Source organism: Streptomyces sp. BBFR51 (assembly GCF_044591655.1).
Classification (GTDB): Bacteria; Actinomycetota; Actinomycetes; order Streptomycetales; family Streptomycetaceae; genus Streptomyces.
Map to the genome: position 1 here is coordinate 2,450,661 of NZ_CP172448.1, position 22,692 is coordinate 2,473,352.

Below are 22,692 nucleotides of genomic sequence, written 5' to 3' on the forward strand. Positions count from 1 at the left end.
GCGGCCTGCCGCTACCCCAGGGCCGCCACCTTGTCCCGGTACCCCCGCACCGGAGGCGCGTCCCGGTAGGGCTCCAGGCGTCGTTCGAAGTCGCGGACGTACTCCGTGGCCCGTACCGAGCGCATCTCGGCCGCCTGCCCGGCCGCCTCGGCGGCCAGCTGGCAGGCCTGGTCGAGCTCGCCCAGGCCGAGGCGGGCGGTGGCGAGGACCACCCGGCAGAACAGCCGGCTGCGGGCGTAGACGGGGGCGCGCAGTTGCAGCGAGCGCTCCGCGTGCTGGGCGGCGGCGCGGAACTGTTGCAGGTCGCGGTGGCAGTGCCCGAACTCGTCGGCGAGTTGCGCCTCGTCGAAGAACCGCGCCCAGTGCGGCACTTCGTCGCCCGGCCGGGCGGTCTCCAGCGCGCGCTCGGCCCGCACCAGGGCCGCGGTGCAGGCCCGCACCTCGCCGAGCAGGCCGTGCGCCCGCGCCTCGGCGGCGTGCAGCAGGGTCTGCACAACCGGCGGCGCGGAGGTCCCCACCCCCTGCTGCGCCACCCGCGCGAGCTGCACGGCCTCGCGTCCGTGCCCCAGATAGACGGCCTGGCGGCTCATGGTCACCAGCACGTACGAGCCGTACGCCCGGTCCCCCGCGGCCTGCGCCAGCCGCAACGCCTGCACGAAGTAGCGCTGGGCGAGGCCGTGCGCGGCGATGTCGTACGACGTCCAGCCGGCGAGCCGGGTCAGGTCGGCCGCGGCGGCGAACAGCCGGCGTCCGGTCTGCTCGCCGTAGGTGCCGCGCAGCATCGGCTCCAGCTCGTGCTCCAGGTAGCGCACGAGGGCCTGGCGGGCGTGGCCGCCGCCGTAGCGGTCGTCGAGGCTGCGGAACAGCTCGCCGACCGAGCGCAGCGCGGCGAGGTCGCCGCCGCTGACCTTCTGGCCGGGGCCGCGCTCGGCCGGTGCCCGGCGCCGGGACGGGTCGAGCGGCACGGCGAGCCGGGGGGTCAGGGGTCGGCCCTGCGCGGGGATGCGGACGGGCACGGCCACTTCGGTGCGGGCCACCTTCTCGTCGGCGCGGCCGATCAGCCAGTCGCGGCTGGGCACGACGAGCCCGGCCGGGGTGAAGGCGATCTTCCGCAGTTCGGCGTGGCTGCCGGAGTCCTTGCGCCACAGGCCGCCGACGATGTCGACCGCCTCCTCCGGGCTCCCGGCGAACTCCAGCCCCGCGTAGACGGGCGCGCAGGCGTCCAGGCCGAGGTCCTGGGCGGTCAGGCGGCGGCCCAGACGCCGGGTGAAGACCTCGGCGATCAGGGCCGGGGTGGTGCCGCGGGGCTGCTGGCCGCGCAGCCACCGGGTGACGGACGTCTTGTCGTATCTCAGGTCCAGGCCGTGTTCGAGTCCGAGCTGGTCGACGCGACGCGCGAGACCCGCGTTGGAGAACCCCGCTTCGGCGATGAGCGCGGCGAGCTGGCGGTTTGGGGTGCGCTGCGCGGGTCGTTCCGTCATGGTGCGGTGCGGTCTCCTGCCTTCCGGGCCGTTCGATGTGCCCGGAGCGCCTGTGAGCAGCCCTTATGGCCTCGTGAACGGCGTGAATGTAGCGGAGAGTAAGCACCCGATCGCACAGTTCGCCCAGCATTCATCCGATCGTGTGAGGATTGCCCGCCCGGCTGACGACGAGCGGGCGGTCGTACAGTGGCGTGGGCACGGTTCGTGCCTTACGACCTTCCAGGGAGGCACTTGCCGTGAGTGAGCTGCGGTTCGTCCGAATGGGGTTCGGTGCCGATCGCGTCGAGTACCAGGAGGCGTGGGACGAGCAGCGCCGGGTGCACGCCGCGCGGTTCGCCGACGAGGTTCCCGACACCGTGCTGCTCCTCGAACACCCGCCGGTCTACACCGCCGGCCGGCGCACCGAGGACAGCGAGCGTCCGCTGGACGGCACTCCGGTCGTCGACGTGGACCGCGGCGGCAAGATCACCTGGCACGGCCCCGGCCAGCTGGTGGGCTACCCCATCCAGAAGCTGCCCCGCCCGGTGGACGTGGTGGCCCACGTACGGCGGCTGGAGGAGGCCCTGATCCGCACCTGCGCGGAGTTCGGCCTCGCGACCACCCGGGTCGAGGGCCGCAGCGGGGTCTGGGTCCTCGGCGACCCGGTCGAACGGCGTCCGGTGCTCGGCGGCCTCTCGCTGGACTTCGACCCCCGCCTGACGGACGACGAGTTCGACCCCCGCATGAACGGGCCCGAGTACGCCCCGTCCAACGCGGGCCAGCGCCGCGAGGACCGCAAGATCGCCGCGATCGGCATCCGGGTCGCCAAGGGCGTCACCATGCACGGCTTCGCGCTGAACGTGAACCCCGACAACAAGTGGTTCGACAAGATCATCCCCTGCGGCATCCGCGACGCGGGCGTCGCCTCCCTGGCGAACGAACTCGGCCGCGACGTCACCATCGACGAGGTACTCCCGGTGGCGGAACGCCACCTGCGCGACGTCCTGGAGAACGCGGACCTGAAGCCACGTGTGATCGAGAAGACCCCGGCCTGATGTCGGCGACGGGGCATAAATCCAGCCCGTCCGGCGTTTGACCGCAAGGCCGGTTCCGGGCCGAAGCGGGGGCCTGGGGGCGGCAGCCCCCGGCAAGGCCAGCACCGACGCCGACCAACAAATCAACGGGCGTACCCTGAAGAACGCCGAAGAATCAAACGCTAGGGAGCCGGTCGTGTCCGCAGTCGCACCCGACGGACGCAAGATGCTGCGCCTCGAGGTCCGCAACAGCCAGACCCCCATCGAGCGCAAGCCCGAGTGGATCAAGACCCGGGCGAAAATGGGCCCCGAGTACACCAAGATGCAGAACCTCGTGAAGAGCGAGGGCCTGCACACGGTCTGCCAGGAAGCCGGCTGTCCCAACATCTACGAGTGCTGGGAGGACCGCGAGGCGACCTTCCTCATCGGCGGCGACCAGTGCACCCGGCGTTGCGACTTCTGCCAGATCGACACCGGCAAGCCCGAGGCGCTCGACCGCGACGAGCCGCGCCGCGTCGGCGAGTCCGTGGTCACCATGGACCTGAACTACGCCACCATCACCGGCGTCGCCCGTGACGACCTCCCGGACGGCGGTGCCTGGCTGTACGCGGAGACGGTACGCCAGATCCACGAGCAGACGGCGGGCCGCGAGACCGGCCGCACCAAGGTCGAGCTGCTCGCCCCGGACTTCAACGCGGTGCCGGAGCTTCTCCAGGAGGTCTTCGCCTCCCGCCCCGAGGTCTTCGCGCACAACGTCGAGACCGTCCCGCGGATCTTCAAGCGCATCCGCCCCGGCTTCCGCTACGACCGCTCGCTGAAGGTCATCACCGACGCCCGCGACTACGGCCTGGTCACCAAGTCGAACCTGATCCTCGGCATGGGCGAGACCCGCGAGGAGATCAGCGAGGCCCTGAAGCAGCTGCACGAGGCCGGCTGCGAGCTGATCACCATCACGCAGTACCTGCGCCCGTCCGTGCGCCACCACCCCGTGGAGCGCTGGGTCAAGCCGCAGGAGTTCGTGGAGCTGAAGGAGGAGGCCGAGCAGATCGGTTTCTCCGGCGTGATGTCGGGTCCGCTGGTGCGGTCCTCGTACCGCGCCGGACGGCTCTACGGGATGGCCATGGACCAGCGCCGCTCCGCCACCGTGTGAATTCACGCACAAGACGCTACTCACCAGTAGTGGCCGATACTCCGCGGCCCCGACCGTCCTCGCAGATGAGGGCACCGGTCGGGGCCGCGAGCCCGTTGTGGACCCTGGCATCGCGGCTTCATGTCCGTTTGACCGGCGGGTCACGCCCTGGTAACACCAGTCAGTGACCCTGGTATCACGCCACGTACACCCGTCTCCGTACCCGGAGCCGTACCGAGGGGGGACCTCCACGATGCAGGCCGCGCCCGTCCGCGCCACCGCCGTCCGCGCCACCGCCATCCCGTCGTTCACCACCGCGCTGCGGGCCGTCGAGTCGCTGCTGATGAGCAGCGGCCAGCGCACCGCCCGGCGCAACGCCTGGACCTCCGTGCTGGAGGACCGCCGCCGTGCCAAGGACCGGATCGAGACGGAGCGCGCGCTGCGGCAGTCCGTCGCCGGCCGCCCCTGACCCGACTCCTCCCTTCTTCCCGCCTCCCTCCCGCCTCCCACGCCGGACACTGCCGTCGTCGGCGCTTTCGGGGGCACGTAGACTTCGTGCCATGGCGAGGAAGGAACCTGCAGCGGACGCTGCGAATCCCGGGCGACTGAAGCAGATCGCTCAGACCTACAAGATGACCCGCAAGGCCGACAAGAAGATCGGTCTTGTGCTCGCGGGTGTCGGCATCGTCGTCTTCGGTGTCCTCCTCGCGATCGGTTTCTTGATCGGTCACCCCATCTATCTCGGCATCCTGGGCCTGCTGCTCGCCTTCCTCGCGACGGCGATCGTGTTCGGGCGCCGGGCCGAGCGGGCGGCCTTCGGTCAGATGGAGGGACAGCCGGGCGCCGCGGCGGCCGTGCTGGACAACATCGGCCGGGGCTGGACGACGACACCCGCGGTGGCGATGAACCGCAACCAGGACGTGGTGCACCGCGCGGTCGGCAAGGCCGGCATCGTGCTGGTCGCGGAGGGCAACCCGAACCGGGTCAAGTCCCTGCTCGCGGCCGAGAAGAAGAAGATGAACCGCATCGTGTCCGACGTGCCCGTGCACGATCTGCTGGTGGGCACCGGCGAGGGCCAGGTCGAGCTGAAGAAGCTGCGCACGACCATGCTCAAGCTCCCCCGCGTCCTGTCCGGCCCGCAGGTCACCGTGACCAACGACCGGCTGCGCGCGCTGGGCGACCTGATGAGCAACATGCCGCTGCCCAAGGGCCCGATGCCCAAGGGCATGCGCATGCCCCGGGGCGGCAACCCCAGGCAGCGCTGACCCCGTAGGACTCCCGGACGCCGGTACGGCGAGGGGGGCGGCCCGATCACTCGGGCCGCCCCCCTCGCCGTACCGGCGTCGTCACACGCCGAGGCGGGTCAGATCCGGACTTCCACGGTGCGGGCCAGCCGGTCGTGCAGACCCCGGCCGTCGCGGTCCCAGATCAGCGCCGGCAGGGCGAGGCACAGCAGGACCGAGCGCAGCAGGGCGCGCAGCGGGCTCGGGCGGCCCGTGGCGAGGTCCACGACCCGCAGGCCGAAGAGGCGCTTGCCCGGGGTGAAGCCGACCGTGCCGACGGTCAGCACGCTCAGCACGAAGAAGAGCAGCAGGGCCCAGTTGCTCGCCGTCTGCCCGTAGCTGCCCGTGATCAGGCTGTATGCGATCAGGGTGCACAGGGCCCAGTCGACGGCCAGCGCGCCGAGCCGCCTGCCCGGGCGGGCGATCGAACCCGGTCCCTCCTCGGGCAGGCCCAGCTGCTCGCCGCGGTGTCCGAGGTCGGCACCGGCCTCTTCGACGGCCGCGCGGGGGCCGGAGAGCCACGATCCGATTGCTTGCCTGTTGTCCACCCGACCACGGTACTGCGCCCGTATACGTACCGAGAACGGCGGGGTGTGGGGGCACCTGATCCAGCCTAGGCTGGGGAAGGAGCCGGTTAACTTGTGCGAAACAAATGGGTCACGCCAGAGAAATCACCCGTCCCTAGGGTCGTCGAAGCGTGTGCCACCCGCACTGGTCGCACAAACGATCTACCACCCCGGCGGGACGGTCGGGAGTAGGAGGAGCTGGATGTTCCAGAACGCCGACGACGTCAAGAAGTTCATCGCGGACGAGGACGTCAAGTTCGTCGACGTCCGGTTCTGCGACCTGCCGGGCGTCATGCAGCACTTCACGTTGCCCGCCACGGCGTTCGACCCCGACGCGGAGCAGGCCTTCGACGGATCCTCGATCCGCGGCTTCCAGGCCATCCACGAGTCGGACATGGCGCTGCGCCCCGACCTGTCCACCGCGCGCATCGACCCGTTCCGCCGGGACAAGACCCTCAACATCAACTTCTTCATCCACGACCCGATCACGGGCGAGCAGTACTCCCGCGACCCGCGGAACGTGGCGAAGAAGGCCGAGGCGTACCTGGCCTCCACGGGCATCGCCGACACGGCGTTCTTCGGTCCTGAGGCGGAGTTCTACGTCTTCGACTCCGTCCGCTTCGCCACCCGCGAGAACGAGTCCTTCTACCACATCGACTCCGAGGCCGGCGCCTGGAACACCGGCGCCATCGAGGACAACCGCGGTTACAAGGTCCGCTACAAGGGCGGCTACTTCCCCGTCCCGCCGGTCGACCACTTCGCCGACCTGCGCGCCGAGATCTCCCTGGAGCTGGAGCGGTCCGGCCTCCAGGTCGAGCGCCAGCACCACGAGGTGGGCACCGCCGGCCAGGCCGAGATCAACTACAAGTTCAACACGCTGCTCGCGGCCGCCGACGACCTCCAGCTCTTCAAGTACATCGTGAAGAACGTGGCGTGGAAGAACGGCAAGACGGCGACCTTCATGCCGAAGCCGATCTTCGGTGACAACGGCTCGGGCATGCACGTCCACCAGTCGCTGTGGACGGGCGGCGAGCCGCTCTTCTACGACGAGCAGGGCTACGCCGGCCTGTCCGACACCGCCCGCTACTACATCGGCGGCATCCTCCGGCACGCCCCCTCGCTGCTGGCCTTCACCAACCCGACGGTGAACTCCTACCACCGCCTGGTGCCGGGCTTCGAGGCGCCGGTGAACCTGGTGTACTCGCAGCGCAACCGCTCGGCCGCGATGCGTATCCCGATCACGGGCTCGAACCCGAAGGCCAAGCGCGTCGAGTTCCGCGCCCCGGACGCCTCCGGCAACCCGTACCTGGCGTTCTCGGCCCTGCTCCTTGCGGGCCTGGACGGCATCAAGAACAAGATCGAGCCGGCCGAGCCGATCGACAAGGACCTCTACGAGCTGGCTCCCGAGGAGCACGCGAACGTGGCGCAGGTCCCGACCTCCCTCGGCGCGGTCCTGGACCGCCTGGAGGCCGACCACGAGTTCCTCCTCCAGGGCGACGTCTTCACGCCGGACCTGATCGAGACGTGGATCGACTTCAAGCGCGCCAACGAGATCGCCCCGCTGCAGCTGCGTCCGCACCCGCACGAGTTCGAGATGTACTTCGACGTGTGATCGACGCCTGAGCCGTCCGGCGCCCCCGTCCCCCCTCCCCGGGGGCGGGGGCGCCGTCGTGCGTGGCCGAAAACACTTCACAGGACGAACATGCGCCGGGATCATGTCCACTGACACGGTTGTTCGAGTCAGGGGGACGGGGAGAGTGCCGGAGATGCCGGAACGGGACGACGAGGAGCGCGAGTACGACCTGAGGTGGGCGGACGGCGCCGAGCACAAGGAGCCCTCCGCACGTGCCCGGATGCTCGCCGCGCGCTGGAAGGAGAACCCTCCCGGGCCGGTCCCCTTCCGCGCCGACCCCGAGCACGTGGGCTCCGGGCACCGGTCGTCGTGGGTGTCCACCGTCGTGGTGCTCGGCTGCGTCGCCGCGGTGATCGTGCTGCTGGGGTACATCGACTTCCGGGCGCCCTACTAAGGCCTGCGCCGGGTGCACACTGGACATCGGGACGAGTGCCCGACTGTGAGGTGATGCAGATGCAGAGCCGCTTCCGGAGTGACCGGCGGTTGACCGTGCGCATGGGGATCACGCTGTTCCTGCTCGGCCTGTTGTACGTGGGGTTCGTCGCCGCGCTGATCGTGGTGCTGAAGTCCTGGGTGCTGGTCGTGGTGATCGTGGCGGCGGTGCTCGGGGTGCAGTACTGGTTCTCCGACCGGATCGCGCTGTTCGCGATGCGCGGCCGGGTCGTGGAGCGGGACGAGTATCCGGAGCTGCACGGGGTGGTGGACCGGCTGGCGGCGATGGCCGACATGCCGAAGCCGGTGGTGGCCGTGTCGGAGATGGAGATGCCGAACGCGTTCGCGACCGGCCGGAATCCGGACAACGCGGTGGTCTGCGTCACCACCGGGCTGCTGCGGCGGCTGGAGCCCGCGGAGCTGGAGGGCGTGCTCGCGCACGAGCTGTCGCACGTGGCACACAAGGACGTCGCGGTGATCACGATCGCCTCGTTCCTCGGTGTGATCGCGGGGCTGATCGTGCGGTTCGCCTTCTACTCCCAGCTCTTCGGCCGGCGGGACCAGAACACCATGGCCGTCCTCGCGGTCGTGATGGGCGTCTCCGCGGCCGTGTACGCGCTCAGCTTCCTGCTGATCCGGGCCCTGTCCCGGTACCGGGAGCTGGCGGCCGACCGGGCCGCGGCGCTGCTCACCGGGCGTCCCTCGGCCCTGGCGTCGGCCCTCACCAAGGTCACCGGCGACATCGCCCGCATCCCGACCAAGGACCTGCGCACGGCCCAGGCCTTCAACGCCTTCTACTTCACCCCCGCCTTCGGCGCCGAGCCGGGCCTCGGACGGTTCTTCGCCACCCACCCCAGCCTGGAGCAGCGGCTCGACCAGCTGGGGCGGATCTCCGCCGAGCTGGGTGAGGCGACCGCCCCCGGGAAGGCCTGAGGGGCGGGAGGGCCGACATGGGGCTGCTGGACATCCTGCTCGGCCGGACCAGGGCCGTCGCGCCCGACCTCGACCGGCTCTTCGCGCTGCCCTCGGCGGCGGTGAGCCTGGAGGCCGCGGCCGGTTTCACGCCGACCGGGCAGGGGGCGGTGTGCTTCGCGACGGTCGAGGGCGCCGCCTTCGAGCGCACGCACCGCGAGGTCCGCGAGCTGCTGGACGCGGACGCCGGCCGCACCCCGGTGGAGCTGACCCACGACTCCTACGGCTACTCCTGGCTGGTCTCGCACCGCTCTCCGGGCGAGCTGCCGGTGCTGGTGAACGACCTGCACGCGGTGAACAGCACCTTGGAGACGGGCGGTTTCGGCCCGCGGCTGCTCTGCTCCCTCGCCGGTTTCGTCGACGACGACGGACGCCGGCTGGCACTGGTCTACCTCTACAAGCGTGGCACGTTCTATCCCTTCGCCCCGCTGCCCGGAGACCGGCAGCAGCGGGACAACGCCCTGGAGCTGCGGACGCGGGCGGTACTCGCCGACGAACTGCCGGTGGAGGGCGACCTGGGCCGCTGGTTCCCCGTGTGGGGCGCCCCCGGCCTGTGACCGTCGCCGGTCGGCATTCCCGGCTACGGCGACACGAGCGCAGGGCACCGCGAAACGAACGGCACCCTGCGCTCCGCTCACCGCGAGTACCGCATCAACGCCCGCACCATGTGGCACGTGGTGTCCGACGGCGGGTGAACGCCGATCGTCAGAGCAGCGCTCCGTATCCTCTCGTTGCGCGCCTGGTTGGGCAGGTAGACGCCGGAGTCGAGCAGGGCGATGGCAAGCCGCATCGCCTTGAGCCGGCGGTTGTGCGTGACGTACCACTCGCGGGGGCGGCCCGCCGGCAGCGGACGCTTCTCCACGGGTTCGTACGGCAGGTCGAGCAGGACGGGCCGCTTGGCGGTGGACTGGGTGGGCAACGGCTTCGGCTTCAGTGCGGCAGCGGGCACGGGCATCCTCCTGTCGCGGTCAGGGCGCCGTCCGGACCTCCCGGCGACACCCTCGAACACTGCTTCTATTTTACCGCCCCCCACTGACAAAAGCCCCTGGCCACAAGGGCTTTCGGGGTGGTTGTGACGCATGGGGAGAACGGGTTTTCACAACCCTCGGGCTACCGTGTGCGCCATGGAGATCTGGATCAATCCGGCCTGTTCGAAGTGCCGCAGCGCGATCGGTCTGCTCGATGCCGAGGGCGCCGACTACACCGTCCGCCGCTATCTGGAGGACGTGCCGGGCGCGGACGAGATCCGCGAGGTGCTGACCCGTCTCGGACTCGAACCGTGGGACATCACCCGCACCCAGGAGGCGGCCGCCAAGGAGCTGGGCCTGAAGGACTGGCCTCGTGACGAGGCGTCACGCGAGCGCTGGGTCGCCGCGCTCGCCGAACACCCCGGGCTGATCCAGCGCCCGATCATCACGGCGGACGACGGAACGGCCGTCGTGGGCCGCACCGACGAGGCGGTCCGGGACGCCCTGTCGCGGTAGGACGTGACGCGCCGGAGGCAAGGAAGGGGCGCGGTGTGACGCAGGTTACGTGCGCGCGTCGAGGCGACCGCTGAGTAACTCCGTTCGGTATCTCGTACATAGCGGCGTACGCTCCCCTACCTCTTCAGGAGGCGCGCATGTCGCGCAGGAGAAGTCTCGGCACGAAGAAGAAGATCGCGCTGCTGGTCGGCGCCGCGACGGTGGCGGGCGGTGGCGCCTTCGTCATGGCGAACGCCTCGAACGCCGCGCAGACCACCCAGAACGCGCAGACGAAGGCAGCCCAGGACTCCAACGTCTGCCAGGGCCTGGCCACCGCGCTCGGCAACAACCTGCGGTTCATCGAGGGCCAGCGAGCCAATCCCGACGCGCAGTCCGAGGCCCGGATCGCGAACCGCGAGGCCGTCGTCGCGGAGATCGAGCGCAAGCAGGAGGCATCCGGGTGCACGGCTGGGGAGTCGGCTCAGGACTCCCAGGCCTCGCAGCCCCCGGGGAACGGCCAGGAGGCGGGCCAGGAAGCCGGACAAGGGGCCAGGGATCAGGCCGGTGACCAGGCCGGGGGTGCCGCGCAGGCCGGCGAGCAGGTCTGCGACGGCTCCACCGTCACCCTCTCCGGCGAGGGCGGCGCGCCCGCCGCCTCCAGCAACCAGTTCCCGGTGGGGACGAAGCTCAAGGTGACCAACCTCGACAACAACAAGTCCACGACCGTCGAGGTGAACTCGGTCTCGGGCAGCTGCGCGCTGCTGAACAACGCGGCGTTCGAACAGGTCCGTGAGGAGGGCAAGTTCCTGATCCGGCGGGCGCTGATCGAGAAGGTCGGGTGAGGCTCAGTCACCCGGCCCGGCGAGGAACTCGCCGAGGCGGCGGCCCAGTTCGGGCGGCGCGGACTGCGGCAGCGCGATGGGGCCCCCGCTCGAGCGAAGCCGAGAGTGGGGGAGGGACACGTCCGGCAGGACGGCCGTCTCCACGTGCGGCAGCAGCGCCTTCGCCCGGGCCGCCACCTCCGCGGGCCGGGAAGCCGACGGCGGCCTCCTGGAGGGTGAGCCAGTCGGCGCCGAGAGGGGCCGGGCCCGTCTCCCAGTCCAGGAAGACGCGGACCCGGCGGGGCGTGGGCCGCAGCGGCATCGGCAGCGCGCGCAGCAGGTAGGCCGCCTTGAACCCGGCGAAGCACCGGGTCGGGTCCAGGAGGAACAGGCGGCGTACCCGGCCGGGTGCGTGCAGGGCGTGGTGCAGGGCGATCCAGGCGCCGTAGGAGTGCCCGCCGAGGTCCGTCGCCTCGATGCCGAGTCCGTTCAGGTGGGGGCACCTCCCACGCCCTTAAGGCAGTGGGGGAGCGTCGAGCCAGCCGGTGAGGTCGGCGACCGTACGGGGGTGGCGGTCGTCGGCCGGCGTGCTGCGGCCGGGGGCGCCGATCAGGTCGACGGCGTGGACGCGGCGGGTGCGGGACAGCTCGGCGGCCTGCGCGTACCAGGAGGCGGAGGTCGCCGCGCCGCCGCCCGGCAGGAGGACGAGCGGCGGGGCGTCGGCCGGGCCGGTCACGTTGACGTGGGTCTCGCCGAAGGGGGTGGGCACGGTCAGCGCCTCGCACCGCGCCGGCCACTTGGCCATGACCTTGTCGTAGGCGTCGTGGAACGGCCGGCGTCGTACGGACCGCGAGCGCTCATGAACGGTGCCCCCTGTTTCGCTCGGTTCTCCTGCTTCCCGCGCTCTGCTTCTCCGGTATTACCTCGCCGAACGAGATACTTGTCGAGCGAGACGAAGACCGGAAGGGGCGCCCCGCATGCCCGACCAGGGACCGGAGATGGAGATCGTCCATCTGCTGCGCGCGGTCACCGTCGAACTGGGCGCGCACACCGCCCGGTTCGCGCAGCGCAACGGCATGCACCCCACCGACGTCCGCGCGTTGATCGCGCTGATGGACGCCTCGCGGGCCGGAGAGGAGATGAACCGCCGGGCGGCTGGGCACCGCGCTCGGACTGAACTCCGCGGGGACGACCGCGCTGGTCGACCGGCTGGAGCGGGCCGGCCATGTGCGCCGGGTGCGCGACGAGCGGGAACTGGCGGCGGTCAGGGGCTTGCTGACCGGGGTGCGGGAGGCGGCCGAGGAGGACGGCTCGGGACACCCGGGGCACGGGGACCCCGCGCTCCCGGGTGAGCCGCACCACACCGACCCCGGGTAACACGGGGTTCACATACGGGCAACGGACGGGAAATCGCCTGTTGGCACGCTGCACGGCGTAGACGCGGCGCTCCAGCCGCCCGGCGCCGCAGCACCCGCAAGTGCGCCCAGACCCACCCCGAAGGATGTGGCCCCCGTGACCTTCAAGGCCGAGTACATCTGGATCGACGGCACCGAGCCGACGGCCAAGCTCCGTTCCAAGACGAAGATCATCACGGCCGCCCCCGCCGGTCTGGACGCCCTGCCGATCTGGGGCTTCGACGGCTCCTCCACCAACCAGGCCGAGGGCAGCGCCTCGGACTGCGTACTCAAGCCGGTCTTCTCCTGCCCCGACCCGATCCGCGGCGGCGACGACATCCTGGTGCTGTGCGAGGTCCTGGACACGGACATGACGCCGCACCCGACCAACACCCGCGCCGCGCTGGCCGAGCTGTCCGAGCGGTTCACCGCGCAGGAGCCGATCTTCGGCATCGAGCAGGAGTACACCTTCTTCAGGGGCGCCCGCCCGCTCGGCTTCCCCGAGGGGGGCTTCCCGGCCGCGCAGGGCGGCTACTACTGCGGTGTCGGCTCGGACGAGATCTTCGGCCGCGACGTCGTCGAGGCCCACCTGGAGAACTGCCTCAAGGCCGGTCTCGGCATCTCCGGCATCAACGCCGAGGTCATGCCCGGCCAGTGGGAGTTCCAGGTCGGCCCGCTGGCCCCGCTGGAGGTCTCCGACCAGCTGTGGGTGGCCCGCTGGCTGCTCTACCGCACCGCCGAGGACTTCGACGTCTCCGCCACCCTCGACCCCAAGCCGGTCAAGGGCGACTGGAACGGCGCGGGCGCGCACACCAACTTCTCCACCAAGGCGATGCGCGAGGGTTACGACGCGATCGTCACCGCCTGCGAGTCGCTCGGCGAGGGCTCCAAGCCGATGGACCACGTCAAGCACTACGGCGCCGGCATCGACGACCGCCTCACCGGCCTGCACGAGACCGCCCCGTGGAACGAGTACTCCTACGGCGTCTCCGACCGCGGCGCCTCGGTGCGCATCCCGTGGCAGGTCGAGAAGGACGGTAAGGGCTACATCGAGGACCGCCGCCCCAACGCCAACGTCGACCCGTACGTGGTGACCCGCCTGCTCGTCGACACCTGCTGCACGGCGCTGGAGAAGGCCGGCCAGGTCTGATCCGGCCCCACCCGCTCCGAAGGGGCGTCCACCGTCGCGGCGGACGCCCTTCGCGCTGCCGGCGCTGCCCGCGGTGACCGGGCCGCCGCCCCGGCCGCGTTGTCAGTGGCGCGTGCCATGGTGGGGGCATGGAGATCGACGGGGACCTCGCCATCAAGGTCGAGACGGAGAACTGGCAGACGCACGCACGGATTCCGGCCGCCCGGCTGCGTGAGCTGGTGGCGCGGATCGGCGGCCCCCGCGACCGCTTCCTGGTCGTCCAGCGGATACCGGACATCCCCGACGTGTTCGCCCAGGTCTGGCACGAGGAGGGCGGGGACTACCGGCTGGAGCACCGGGCCGCCGAGGACCTGTTCTTCGGGACGCGGCTCGACGCGTGCGACCGCGTGGCAGACCTCCTGGCCGGCTGGGCACGCCAGGAGACCGGCTGGGACACCGGCGTCGACTGGGAGCCCGTCGACGTCGGACCCCGCAAGGACGTTCCCGACCTTCCGGACGAGGTGCGCGGGGACGTCGAGCAACGGGTGCGGGAGCGGCTGCGCTGCGGCTACGACAGCCGCAAGGTCCTGGCCGAGATCGCCGAGGAGTACCGGGTCACGGACGCCGACGACGAGCGGCCGGTGTCGAAGGACCAGGCCCGGCAGTTGGTGGACCGGCTGTGGCTGGACCGGCTGGCCGAGCAGGAGGCGTGGGGCGAGGAGACCACCGACCCCGACCGGCTCACCCGGGTCTTCCAGGCCCTGGACGCGGCCGGCGTCACCGCCCGGGAGAACTTCGCCTGCTGCCGGAGTTGCGGCACCGCGGAGATGGGCGCGGAGCGCGAGGGGGCCCGCGGCTTCGTCTTCTTCCACCAGCAGAGCACCGAGGCCGCCGCCGAGGGGCACGGCCTGATGCTGTACTACGGCGGTTTCGACGGCTCCGAGAAGACCACCACGGCCGTCGGACACGAGGTCGTGGCCGCGTTCGCGGGATCCGGGCTGTCCACGCAGTGGGACGGCGACCCGGGCAGAGCGATCACCGTCGCCCCGCTGAACTGGCGCAAACGCCTGGAGGGGTGACCGGGCCAACACCCAGTTCACGCCAGTCGGCGTCCACGCAGTGAGAGGAGTCTCCTGTCCCGCGCCGCCGTCTGCTTCAATGGGCCCATGGCCAGCTTCCGGAAGTACGCAGCGACGGGTCGCCATGACCTCGAGCCCTTCTGGCCTTCCCGTCAGCACGACGACTTCGACCGGGTGTGTTGCCGCGCGACGACCGCGCCGGCCCGCTAGAAAGCCGTACACCCCAGGCCTTCGGCCGGTGCGCACGACGTACGTCCCCGCGACGCGCCCGACCACGAACTCGCGCCCGTCGCCCCTCCCGACGAACCTCTCGCGCGAAAGAGCTGACGTCTCATGGCGACCACCCGTTCCCTGTCCCCCGTCCCCCTCGACTCCCCCACCCCCGCCACCGCCCTCCCCGGCTCCGGCGGCCCCCGGCACCGGCTGCGCGCCGTGGACCGGGACGAGGTGGTGGACGTCGCGGACCTGCTGCCGCCGGGCGCCACCTGGCTGCCCGCGCCCCAGCACACCCTGCCCGCGCTCCCGGGCCGCCCGCCGATGGTCGGCTACCTGGTACTCGTCCCGGCCGACCAGCAGTCGCCGTTCCGCCCGGTGGGCGTGGCCGGCCCGTCGCACAAGGACAGCGCCGACGGGGCCCGGGACCAGGGGGGCGACCCGCTCGTCCGGATCGACTCCGCGCGGCGCACCGCCGCCGTGGAGGGACGCGAACTCGACCTGACCTACCTGGAGTTCGAACTGCTCGCCCACCTCGTCACCCATCCGCACCGGGTGCACACCCGCGACCAGCTGGTCACCACGGTGTGGGGGTACGGACACGTGGGCGACGGCCGCACCGTCGACGTGCACGTGGCCCGGCTGCGCCGCAAGCTCGGCGCGGAGCACCGGCAGACGATCCAGACCGTGCGGCGCGTCGGCTACAAGTACACGCCGCCCACGGGACGCTGAGCCCGCACGCCGGTCTGCTGACGGCAGAGGGACGTTCCCTTCGGCCGCCGCACCCCGCACAGTGACCGGCATGAGACTACTGGTGCTGGGCGGTACGGAGTTCGTGGGGCGGGCCGTGGTCGAGGCGGCGCTCGGCCGGGGCTGGGAGGTGACCGTCCTGCACCGCGGACGGCACGCCCCGCCCCCCGGAGTGCGGGCGCTGCACGGCGACCGCACCGCGCCCGACGGGCTCACCGCCCTGGCCGAGGACACGTGGGACGCCGTCGTCGACACCTGGTCGGCGGCGCCCCACGTAGTACGGGACGCGGCGCGGCTGCTGCGGGGCCGCGCCGGCCGGTACGTGTACGTGTCGAGCTGCTCGGTGTACGCCTGGGCCCCGCCCGCCGGGTACACCGAGGACGCCACGCTCGTCGAGGGCGCCTCGGCGGACGCCCAGCAGAGCGACTACGCCCGGGACAAGCGGGGCGCCGAGCTCGCCGTTCTGGACGCCTTCGGAGCGGACCGCTCGGTGCTCGTGCGGGCCGGGCTGATCCTCGGCCCGTACGAGAACATCGGCCGGCTGCCGTGGTGGCTGAACCGCGTCGCCCGCGGCGGCCCGGTCCTCGCGCCGGGCCCGCGCGACCTGCCCCTGCAGTACATCGACGTCCGCGACCTCGCCGACTGGGTACTCGGCGCGGTGGAGCGGGAGCTGAGCGGACCGTACAACCTGGCCTCCCCGCCCGGGCACACCACCATGGGCGGCCTGCTCGACGCCTGCGCCAGGGCCACGGGCGGCGCGGCCGAGCTGCGCTGGACCGACCCCGGGACCGTCCTCGCCGCCGGCATCGAGCCGTGGGGGCAACTGCCGGTGTGGACGCCCCCGGGCAGCGACCTGCACGACGCCCTGCAGAGCGCCGACGTCTCCCGGGCCGTGGCGACGGGCCTCACCTGCCGGCCGGTCGAGGACACCGTGGCCGACACCTGGACCTGGCTGCGCGCCATCGGCGGCACCGCGCCCCGGCGGCCGGACCGCCCACCGGTCGGCCTGGACCCGGAGACGGAGGCGAAGGTCCTCGCCACCGACGGGAGCGGACCCGGCGGGAGCTGACCCGGCGGCAACGCGCCCCGCGGGGACCGCCCCGACGGGGGTTGGGAACTGCTGGCCGATGACTCTGCATGAGTGTGATCCGGCGTGAATGAGTGAGTGCGGGGTGGGGTCGGAGGGTTTGGTGTCTGGGGTGGGAACGGGAGTCTGTCTGTCGAATGCGTGGCCTTGGGCGGGGCTGTTCGTTGGGTGGGGTGTACGGGGGTTGTCACGGCTGGGCGGGGGTGTGGGGTGGGTGGTCTGCGGGGGGTTGCGGCGCCGTTCGTCGCGCTGGGCCCGTCGGGAGTGGCGGTCCGTACCCGGCTCAAGCAGCTCACCGACGTGGACATGGAAGTCCTGCGGCAGGTGGGCGCCCACCTGGGCGCACTTGCCTCCCGTGACCTGAAGGCGCGTTGCCGTGACGGGCTGGGGCATGACGCCGGGGCGTGGGCGGTGCGTAAGCGGGCGCTGACACCCGAGTCGTCGGCCCGGTGGGCGGGGGCGATCACCAAGGCGTCGCATGAGCAGTGGGCGCTGGCCCGCCGTGGTGCCCGCGCGCATCTCCAGTCGTTGGAGGCGGGGTGCGGGCCCTGCGGCACCGGTTGTCGCTGCCCGTCGGCGAGAAGGGGACGAAGCGCGCGCCGGGTGGGTATCGCAGTCGGCGGGAGTGGCACGCCAAGGCCCGGCGTCTGCACGTGCTGGAGGACCGGCTGGCACGGGCCCGCGCGGACTGGACGGCCGGGCGGGTGCGTGTGGTGCGGGGTGGGAGGCGGCACGGTGGTCTGTGCAGGCGGACGGGGAGTCCGGGAAGCGGTTCGGGAACGAGACGATCCGCATCAGCCCGGACGGTGAGGTGTCCGTCCGGCTGCCCGCCCCGCTCGCCCACCTGGCCAACGCTCCGCACGGCCGGTACGTCCTGACCGGCCGGATCGGGTTCGCGCACCGGGGACAGGAATGGGCCGACCGCATCGAAGCGAACCGGGCCGTCGCCTACCGCATCCACCACGACGTCAGCCGTGGGCGCTGGTAGGTGACCGCGTCCTGGCAGAAACCCGCCACCCGCACCCTCCCCCTGACCGCGGCGCTGACCGAGGGGGTGATCGGGGTCGACATGAACGCCGACCATCTCGCCGCCTGGCGCCTGGACACCCACGGCAACCCGGTCGGGGACCCACGCCGCTTCTTCTACGACCTCACCGGACCCGCCGCCTGCTCACTGAATGGGAACGGTGTATCTGACACCACCCCCTGACCGGGGTGCCCGGCCCAGTGCCCCGCCCCGCTCCGTCCGGGAGACTGATGTCATGAGCATCGACACGAAGAGCGGCACGGGGCAGACACGGACAGGGGCGCGGACACGGGGCCTGGCCCTGTCGGCCGTACGGGGACTGGCACTGACGTTGATCTCCCTGCCCGGCGCGGTGGTGTGCTTCGTCCTGACCCTCGTGTCGATCGCCCTCATCCCGATCGGGGTCGGCATCGTCACCACGCCGTGGGTGCTGACGGGAGTACGGGCGTTCGCGGACGGGCGGCGACTGCTCGCCGCCGAGTGGAGCGGGGTGCGGATCCCGCGGGCGTACCGGCCGCTGCCCGAGGACGCCAACCCGTGGGCCCGGACCTTCGGCATGCTCCGCGACCCGGCCACCTGGCGGGACTTGTGCTGGCTGCCGGTCGACATGACGGCGGGCTTCGTCACCGCGCTGCTGGCCTTCGCGCTTGTGCTCTACCCCCTGGAGGGCTTCACCATCGCGGCCGGGCTGTGGCGGGTCCTGCCCGACGGGTACTGGTACGGCTTCGTCCACGTCACCGGCCAGATCTCCGCCCTCTACGCCGCCGGCCTGGCCGTCGTGCTCCTCTTCGCCGCCCTCTGGCTCACCCCGCTCCTGCTGCACGCCCACTTCCGGCTCACCGGCGCGGTCCTCGGCACCGGCCAGGGCGAACTCGCCGAGCGGGTACGTGTACTGACCGAGACCCGGCGCGACGCCGTCGACACCTCCGCCGCCGAACTGCGCCGCATCGAGCGCGACCTGCACGACGGTGCGCAGGCCCGGCTGGTCGCCATGGGCATGGACCTGGGCACCATCGAGGCGCTCCTCGAGAAGAACCCGGCGAAGGCCCGGGAACTGCTCGCCCAGGCCCGCCAGTCCTCCGCCGACGCCCTGACCGAGCTGCGTGAACTCGTCCGCGGCATCCACCCTCCGGTACTCGCCGAACGCGGGCTGGGCGACGCGGTGCGCGCCCTGGCGCTGCGGCTGCCCGTCGCCACCGAGGTCGACGTGGACCTGCCCGGGCGTGCGGACGCGCCGGTGGAGGCCGCCGGGTACTTCGCGGTCAGCGAGATCCTCACCAACGCCGTGAAGCACTCGGGCGCCGACCGGATCTGGATCGACATGCACCACGAGGAGGGCCGGCTGCGCGTCTCCGTCACCGACGACGGCAAGGGCGGTGCGGCGATCGGAGCGGGCTCGGGCCTGGCCGGGGTGGAGCGGCGACTGGGTACATTCGACGGTGTCCTGGCCGTCAGCTCGCCCGCGGGCGGCCCCACCATGGTCACCATGGAGATCCCTTGCGCGTTGTCCTAGCCGAAGACCTGTTCCTGCTGCGCGACGGACTGGTCCGGCTGCTCGAGGCCCACGACTTCGAGATCGCCGCGGCCGTCGAGACCGGCCCCGAGCTGTCCCGCGCCCTGGCCGAACTCGAACCGGACGTCGCCGTGGTCGACGTACGCCTGCCGCCCACCCTCACCGACGAGGGCCTGCAGTGCGCGCTCGATGCCCGCCGCAACCGGCCGGGGCTGCCGGTCCTGGTCCTCTCGCAGCACGTGGAGCAGCTGTACGCGCGTGAGCTGCTGGCCGACGGGAGCGGCGGGGTCGGGTACCTGCTCAAGGACCGGGTGTTCGACGCGGAGCAGTTCGTGGACGCCGTACGGCGGGTGGCGGCGGGCGGTACGGCGATGGACCCGCAGGTCATCCAGCAGCTGCTCAGCCGGCGTGCGGCGGAGGACCGGCCGCTGGAGCGGCTGACGCCCCGGGAGCTGGAGGTGCTGGAGCTGATGGCACAGGGCCGGACCAACGCGGCGATCGCCGGCAAGCTCGTCGTCACGGAGCGGGCGATCGCGAAACACACGGCGAATATCTTCGCGAAGTTGAGCCTGGAGGTCTCGGACGACGACAACCGCCGTGTACTGGCGGTTCTGGCGTATCTGGACGGCGGCCCCTGACCCCGTCACCGGTCTCGTGCGTCCCACGGGCCCCAGCAATTTCCGGGACGGGTGAACATCCTTGGAGCGGCTCTCGTAATCAAGGGAGCCGCTCCACTCAGGTTGGGCGCCTCGGCGCCCGGTGCTCCTCAACGAAGTCAGAGGAGTTCCGTGACTCCGCCTCCGCCGACGCGGTGGCTTCCAGCCCGAAGGCCGCGGTACTGCCCGAACCGGCCCCTCACGGGACAAAGGACAAATACCAGAGCACAGGGAAGCCCCTCGGCCCCGGCCGAGCGCCCTTCGCTAGGAGACTGATGGGACGCAACACAAGAAAACGCCGTACGCCACTGGCCACCAAGGTCGTAGCCGGGGCGGCGGCCCTGGCGGTCGGCGGGGGCGGGCTGATCTGGGCCAACTTCTACGCTTCGGCGCACGAGGAGCATTCGGGCCACAACCGGACCAGGTCGGCCGCCGCGCAGGTCGCGACGATCGACTGTCCCGACATCGGCCAGAAGATCTCCGGTGTGCCGGACCGGGCGCGGGGGGAGGTCGACGGCGAACTGGCCACGATGGACAGCCAGATCACCAACGCCTACAAGCGCCTGGCCACCACGCGGCGGGCGCAGGCGGGTGACTCGCAGTACGTCCAGAACACCATCCTCGGTCCGCTCAAGGACCGGCGGAAGGCGATCATCGACCGGATCCAGCTGGAGATCAACCGGGCCGGCGGCAGGGCCGACGACAACCTGGACGAGCTGGCCGGATGCCAGGGACGCCCCGCGGACCAGCCGCAGAACGGCGGCGGTCAGAACGGGGACGGCCAGGACGGCCAGAACGGTGATGGTCAGAACGGTGACGGCCAGAACGGAGACGGCCAAAACGGCGATGGTCAGAACGGCGACGGTCAGAACGGCGACGGTCAGAACCAGGACGACAACGGCAACGGTGTCGCGGGTCCGGTCGCCGAGGACTTCATCGACATCAACGACGTCCAGCCGAACACCCGCAACAGCCAGAACGGTCTGGCCGCGAACGGCGACGGCGGTTCCACCGGCACCTTCACCACCGACTGCGGTGTCAACGAGAACAACCTGTTCAACAGCGACAACCTGATCGCCGCCCCCGGTGTCGACAACGGCGCGCACCACGTGCACGACTACGTCGGCAACCAGGACAACGACGCCTTCTCCAGCGACCAGGACCTGGCGGCCGCCGACACCTCGTGCCAGAACCAGGGCGACAAGTCCACGTACTACTGGCCGGTGCTGCGGCTCCAGGACGGTACCGAGGAGTTCGACGCGAACGACCAGGGCGGTGGCGCCGAGGGCAACATCGGCAAGATCCTCAAGCCTGCCCAGGCCGAGCTGAAGTTCGTCGGCAGCCAGCAGGGCGACGTGGTCGCGATGCCGAAGTTCCTGCGCATCATCACCGGTGACGCCAAGTCGTTCACCAACGGCGACGCGAACGCCAACACCTCGTGGAGCTGCTCCGGCTTCGAGGACCGGCAGGTGACGGACAAGTACCCGCTGTGCCCCGACGGCAGCCAGGTGCTGCGGACGGTCAACTTCCAGAGCTGCTGGGACGGCCAGAACATCGACAGCGCCAACCACCGGGACCACATGGCGTTCGTCCAGCAGGACGGCAGCTGCCCGGAGGGCTTCCAGGCCATCCCGCAGCTTCAGATCCGTCTCGCGTACGACATCCCCACCCCGACCGTCGAGAACGGCTCGGTGCAGAACCCGTACGCCGTGGACAGCTTCCCGGAGCAGTTGCACAAGCCGATCACCGACCACAACGACTTCATCAACGTCATGGACGAGGACCTGATGAACGAGGTGGTCGACTGCATCAACCGCGGTGAGGACTGCCAGTAGTCCCACCGAGGGCAGACACACCGGCAGACCGGGAGGGCCGGTGGCGGAGTTCCCGCCACCGGCCCTCTTCGTGGTCTCCCGGGGGCTCAGCCGTCGTGGCCGGCGTGTTCACCGTGGCCGGACGAGTGCTCGCCGCCCGAGTGCTCGCCGCCACCGTGCTGCGCGCCCTGTTCCAGGGTTCCGCCGAGCCGGCCGCGCAGGTCCGCCACGACGTCCTCGTGGCCCACGGCGACCCATTTGCGGCCGACGAGGTAGTACCCGCCGTAGTCCTTGGCGGTGTTGATCCACTCGCGCTGGCCGCGGTCGGTGGAGAAGGTGGCGAGGATGTACTTCTCCTCGCCCTTCTCGCAGATGGCCTGTCGGATGGTGTCGGCGTCGGTCTGCATGTTCGGGGCGCACTTCGCCTCGGCGGCCAGGTGTTCCAGGCTGCCGGTCGCCGTCTCGGGCACGGCGGCCCCGCCGTCCCCGCCGTCCCCGTCGGATCCGCAGCCCGCCAGCACCAGTGCCGCCGCGGCGGCGCTCAGCGCGAGCATCGGTCGGGTCAGCCTCATGTGTTCCTCCGGTCCGCTGTGGCGACATGCCGCACGGAGCCCCGGCGAGGGGCTCTCGTCATCGATACGGGCGCGGGGCGCGAAGTACTCAGGAACCCGGGTGCCCTTCTGCGGCCACCGTGCGAGAGTGGCGCCGTGGACCAGGACTGGGAAGACCGCGTGACAGCCGCCTGGGCGGCATTCGACGACTACGCCGAGGAGGATGCCGCCGGCTTCCGCGCGGTGGTCGGCGCCCTCGCCGACGAGTTGCCCGCGGACAGTCCCCTCGGTCTGTTCGAGCGGGCCTGCGCCTGGGACTCCACGGGCCACTCCGACCGGGCCGTGCCCCTGTACCGCGAGGCGCTGGAGCGCGGTCTCGGCGAGGCCAGCGCGTACAAGGGCCGCCGGGCGAAGATCCAGCTCTCCAGCTCCCTGCGGAACACCGGGCACCCGGAGGAGGGCGTGAAGCTCCTGTCGCCCGAACTGCTGGCTCCGTCCGACGAGTTGGACGACGCCGTGCGCGCCGCGCTCGCGCTGTGCCTGTCGAGCATGGGCCGCGACCGTGAGGGCCTGTCCCTGGTGCTCGGCGCGCTCGCGGCCCATCTGCCGCGCTACCAGAGGTCGATGGCCAACTACGCGCGGCTGCTGGTGGAGCAGCCGGAGTAACCGGGGCAGCCGGGTGGCCG

Annotated in this window: 22 protein-coding genes and 3 pseudogenes; 20 read left to right on the plus strand and 5 right to left on the minus strand. The window is 71.4% G+C overall.

What is annotated here, in order from left to right; all coding sequences use genetic code 11:
* Nucleotides 1-11: 11 nt before the first annotated feature.
* Nucleotides 12-1,481 (minus strand): regulator, encoded by a 1,470-nt coding sequence (locus ACGH7X_RS11130; RefSeq protein ID WP_399884196.1) that lies wholly within the window; start codon nucleotides 1,479-1,481, stop codon nucleotides 12-14.
* Nucleotides 1,482-1,717: 236 nt separating this feature from the next.
* On the opposite strand from ACGH7X_RS11130, the gene lipB reads away from it, so the two are divergent.
* The 4 genes from lipB to ACGH7X_RS11150 all read left to right on the plus strand — a co-directional run bounded on the left by lipB (nucleotide 1,718) and on the right by ACGH7X_RS11150 (nucleotide 4,888).
* Nucleotides 1,718-2,515 carry a lipoyl(octanoyl) transferase LipB gene (lipB, locus tag ACGH7X_RS11135; protein ID WP_399884198.1) on the plus strand — a complete coding sequence of 266 codons (798 nt, stop codon included), beginning with the start codon at nucleotides 1,718-1,720 and terminating at the stop codon, nucleotides 2,513-2,515.
* A gap of 175 nt (nucleotides 2,516-2,690) precedes the next feature.
* A complete protein-coding gene (lipA, locus tag ACGH7X_RS11140) occupies nucleotides 2,691-3,644 on the plus strand; it encodes a lipoyl synthase (RefSeq protein ID WP_399884200.1) in 954 nt (317 codons plus the stop codon).
* Nucleotides 3,645-3,876: 232 nt separating this feature from the next.
* On the plus strand, nucleotides 3,877-4,092 hold the full coding sequence (locus ACGH7X_RS11145) for a hypothetical protein (RefSeq protein ID WP_399884202.1): 216 nt from the start codon (nucleotides 3,877-3,879) through the stop codon (nucleotides 4,090-4,092).
* Between the two features lie 91 nt (nucleotides 4,093-4,183).
* Complete coding sequence (locus ACGH7X_RS11150; protein ID WP_399884204.1) at nucleotides 4,184-4,888, plus strand: DUF4191 domain-containing protein; 705 nt, start codon at nucleotides 4,184-4,186, stop codon at nucleotides 4,886-4,888.
* A 98-nt stretch (nucleotides 4,889-4,986) separates the two neighbouring features.
* On the opposite strand, the gene ACGH7X_RS11155 is transcribed toward ACGH7X_RS11150, so the two are convergent.
* Nucleotides 4,987-5,454, minus strand: coding sequence for an RDD family protein (locus tag ACGH7X_RS11155; RefSeq protein ID WP_399884206.1), 468 nt, complete (start codon nucleotides 5,452-5,454; stop codon nucleotides 4,987-4,989).
* A 220-nt stretch (nucleotides 5,455-5,674) separates the two neighbouring features.
* Between ACGH7X_RS11155 and glnA the strand changes: the two genes are divergently transcribed.
* The 4 genes from glnA (at nucleotide 5,675) to ACGH7X_RS11175 (ending at nucleotide 9,066) form a co-directional block, all read left to right on the plus strand.
* Nucleotides 5,675-7,084 (plus strand): type I glutamate--ammonia ligase, encoded by a 1,410-nt coding sequence (glnA, locus tag ACGH7X_RS11160; RefSeq protein ID WP_399884208.1) that lies wholly within the window; start codon nucleotides 5,675-5,677, stop codon nucleotides 7,082-7,084.
* A gap of 154 nt (nucleotides 7,085-7,238) precedes the next feature.
* Nucleotides 7,239-7,499: a hypothetical protein gene (locus ACGH7X_RS11165; RefSeq protein ID WP_399884210.1), complete on the plus strand. Its 261-nt coding sequence runs from the start codon at nucleotides 7,239-7,241 to the stop codon at nucleotides 7,497-7,499.
* A 59-nt stretch (nucleotides 7,500-7,558) separates the two neighbouring features.
* Nucleotides 7,559-8,470 carry a zinc metalloprotease HtpX gene (htpX, locus tag ACGH7X_RS11170; protein WP_399896936.1) on the plus strand — a complete coding sequence of 304 codons (912 nt, stop codon included), beginning with the start codon at nucleotides 7,559-7,561 and terminating at the stop codon, nucleotides 8,468-8,470.
* A gap of 17 nt (nucleotides 8,471-8,487) precedes the next feature.
* Entirely contained in the window at nucleotides 8,488-9,066 is a 579-nt protein-coding gene (locus ACGH7X_RS11175; RefSeq protein WP_399884212.1) for a hypothetical protein, read from the plus strand.
* 77 nt (nucleotides 9,067-9,143) lie between these two features.
* On the opposite strand, the gene ACGH7X_RS11180 is transcribed toward ACGH7X_RS11175, so the two are convergent.
* Nucleotides 9,144-9,458: a hypothetical protein gene (locus ACGH7X_RS11180; protein WP_003976610.1), complete on the minus strand. Its 315-nt coding sequence runs from the start codon at nucleotides 9,456-9,458 to the stop codon at nucleotides 9,144-9,146.
* A gap of 175 nt (nucleotides 9,459-9,633) precedes the next feature.
* On the opposite strand from ACGH7X_RS11180, the gene ACGH7X_RS11185 reads away from it, so the two are divergent.
* Nucleotides 9,634-9,993 carry an arsenate reductase family protein gene (locus tag ACGH7X_RS11185; RefSeq protein ID WP_399884214.1) on the plus strand — a complete coding sequence of 120 codons (360 nt, stop codon included), beginning with the start codon at nucleotides 9,634-9,636 and terminating at the stop codon, nucleotides 9,991-9,993.
* Between the two features lie 137 nt (nucleotides 9,994-10,130).
* Nucleotides 10,131-10,814, plus strand: a complete 684-nt coding sequence (locus ACGH7X_RS11190; protein ID WP_399884216.1) for a hypothetical protein — start codon at nucleotides 10,131-10,133, stop codon at nucleotides 10,812-10,814.
* Between the two features lie 3 nt (nucleotides 10,815-10,817).
* Here the strand turns inward: ACGH7X_RS11190 and ACGH7X_RS11195 are convergent.
* Nucleotides 10,818-11,654: pseudogene (locus ACGH7X_RS11195) on the minus strand (alpha/beta fold hydrolase).
* A gap of 116 nt (nucleotides 11,655-11,770) precedes the next feature.
* Here ACGH7X_RS11195 and ACGH7X_RS11200 point away from each other — a divergent pair.
* From ACGH7X_RS11200 to ACGH7X_RS11240, 9 genes and pseudogenes are all read left to right on the plus strand, one after another.
* A pseudogene (locus ACGH7X_RS11200) lies at nucleotides 11,771-12,170 on the plus strand (MarR family winged helix-turn-helix transcriptional regulator).
* A 135-nt stretch (nucleotides 12,171-12,305) separates the two neighbouring features.
* Complete coding sequence (gene glnII, locus ACGH7X_RS11205; protein ID WP_399884218.1) at nucleotides 12,306-13,337, plus strand: glutamine synthetase; 1,032 nt, start codon at nucleotides 12,306-12,308, stop codon at nucleotides 13,335-13,337.
* A 128-nt stretch (nucleotides 13,338-13,465) separates the two neighbouring features.
* Nucleotides 13,466-14,395 carry a DUF6891 domain-containing protein gene (locus tag ACGH7X_RS11210; protein ID WP_399884220.1) on the plus strand — a complete coding sequence of 310 codons (930 nt, stop codon included), beginning with the start codon at nucleotides 13,466-13,468 and terminating at the stop codon, nucleotides 14,393-14,395.
* Between the two features lie 333 nt (nucleotides 14,396-14,728).
* Nucleotides 14,729-15,340 carry a winged helix-turn-helix domain-containing protein gene (locus ACGH7X_RS11215; RefSeq protein WP_399884222.1) on the plus strand — a complete coding sequence of 204 codons (612 nt, stop codon included), beginning with the start codon at nucleotides 14,729-14,731 and terminating at the stop codon, nucleotides 15,338-15,340.
* A gap of 70 nt (nucleotides 15,341-15,410) precedes the next feature.
* Entirely contained in the window at nucleotides 15,411-16,427 is a 1,017-nt protein-coding gene (locus tag ACGH7X_RS11220; RefSeq protein WP_399884224.1) for an SDR family oxidoreductase, read from the plus strand.
* Nucleotides 16,428-16,655: 228 nt separating this feature from the next.
* Nucleotides 16,656-17,610 (plus strand): annotated as a pseudogene (locus ACGH7X_RS11225) (IS200/IS605 family accessory protein TnpB-related protein); the annotation flags it as partial.
* Between the two features lie 97 nt (nucleotides 17,611-17,707).
* On the plus strand, nucleotides 17,708-18,985 hold the full coding sequence (locus ACGH7X_RS11230) for a sensor histidine kinase (protein ID WP_399884226.1): 1,278 nt from the start codon (nucleotides 17,708-17,710) through the stop codon (nucleotides 18,983-18,985).
* Nucleotides 18,970-19,623 carry a LuxR C-terminal-related transcriptional regulator gene (locus ACGH7X_RS11235; protein ID WP_399884228.1) on the plus strand — a complete coding sequence of 218 codons (654 nt, stop codon included), beginning with the start codon at nucleotides 18,970-18,972 and terminating at the stop codon, nucleotides 19,621-19,623. The genes ACGH7X_RS11230 and ACGH7X_RS11235 overlap by 16 nt, the downstream gene beginning before the upstream one ends.
* 293 nt (nucleotides 19,624-19,916) lie before the next feature.
* Nucleotides 19,917-21,476 carry a DUF1996 domain-containing protein gene (locus ACGH7X_RS11240; protein WP_399884230.1) on the plus strand — a complete coding sequence of 520 codons (1,560 nt, stop codon included), beginning with the start codon at nucleotides 19,917-19,919 and terminating at the stop codon, nucleotides 21,474-21,476.
* A gap of 86 nt (nucleotides 21,477-21,562) precedes the next feature.
* On the opposite strand, the gene ACGH7X_RS11245 is transcribed toward ACGH7X_RS11240, so the two are convergent.
* Complete coding sequence (locus tag ACGH7X_RS11245) at nucleotides 21,563-22,027, minus strand: hypothetical protein (protein WP_399884232.1); 465 nt, start codon at nucleotides 22,025-22,027, stop codon at nucleotides 21,563-21,565.
* A 135-nt stretch (nucleotides 22,028-22,162) separates the two neighbouring features.
* Here ACGH7X_RS11245 and ACGH7X_RS11250 point away from each other — a divergent pair, with 135 nt between their 5' ends.
* On the plus strand, nucleotides 22,163-22,672 hold the full coding sequence (locus ACGH7X_RS11250) for a tetratricopeptide repeat protein (protein ID WP_399884234.1): 510 nt from the start codon (nucleotides 22,163-22,165) through the stop codon (nucleotides 22,670-22,672).
* Nucleotides 22,673-22,692 lie beyond the last annotated feature (20 nt).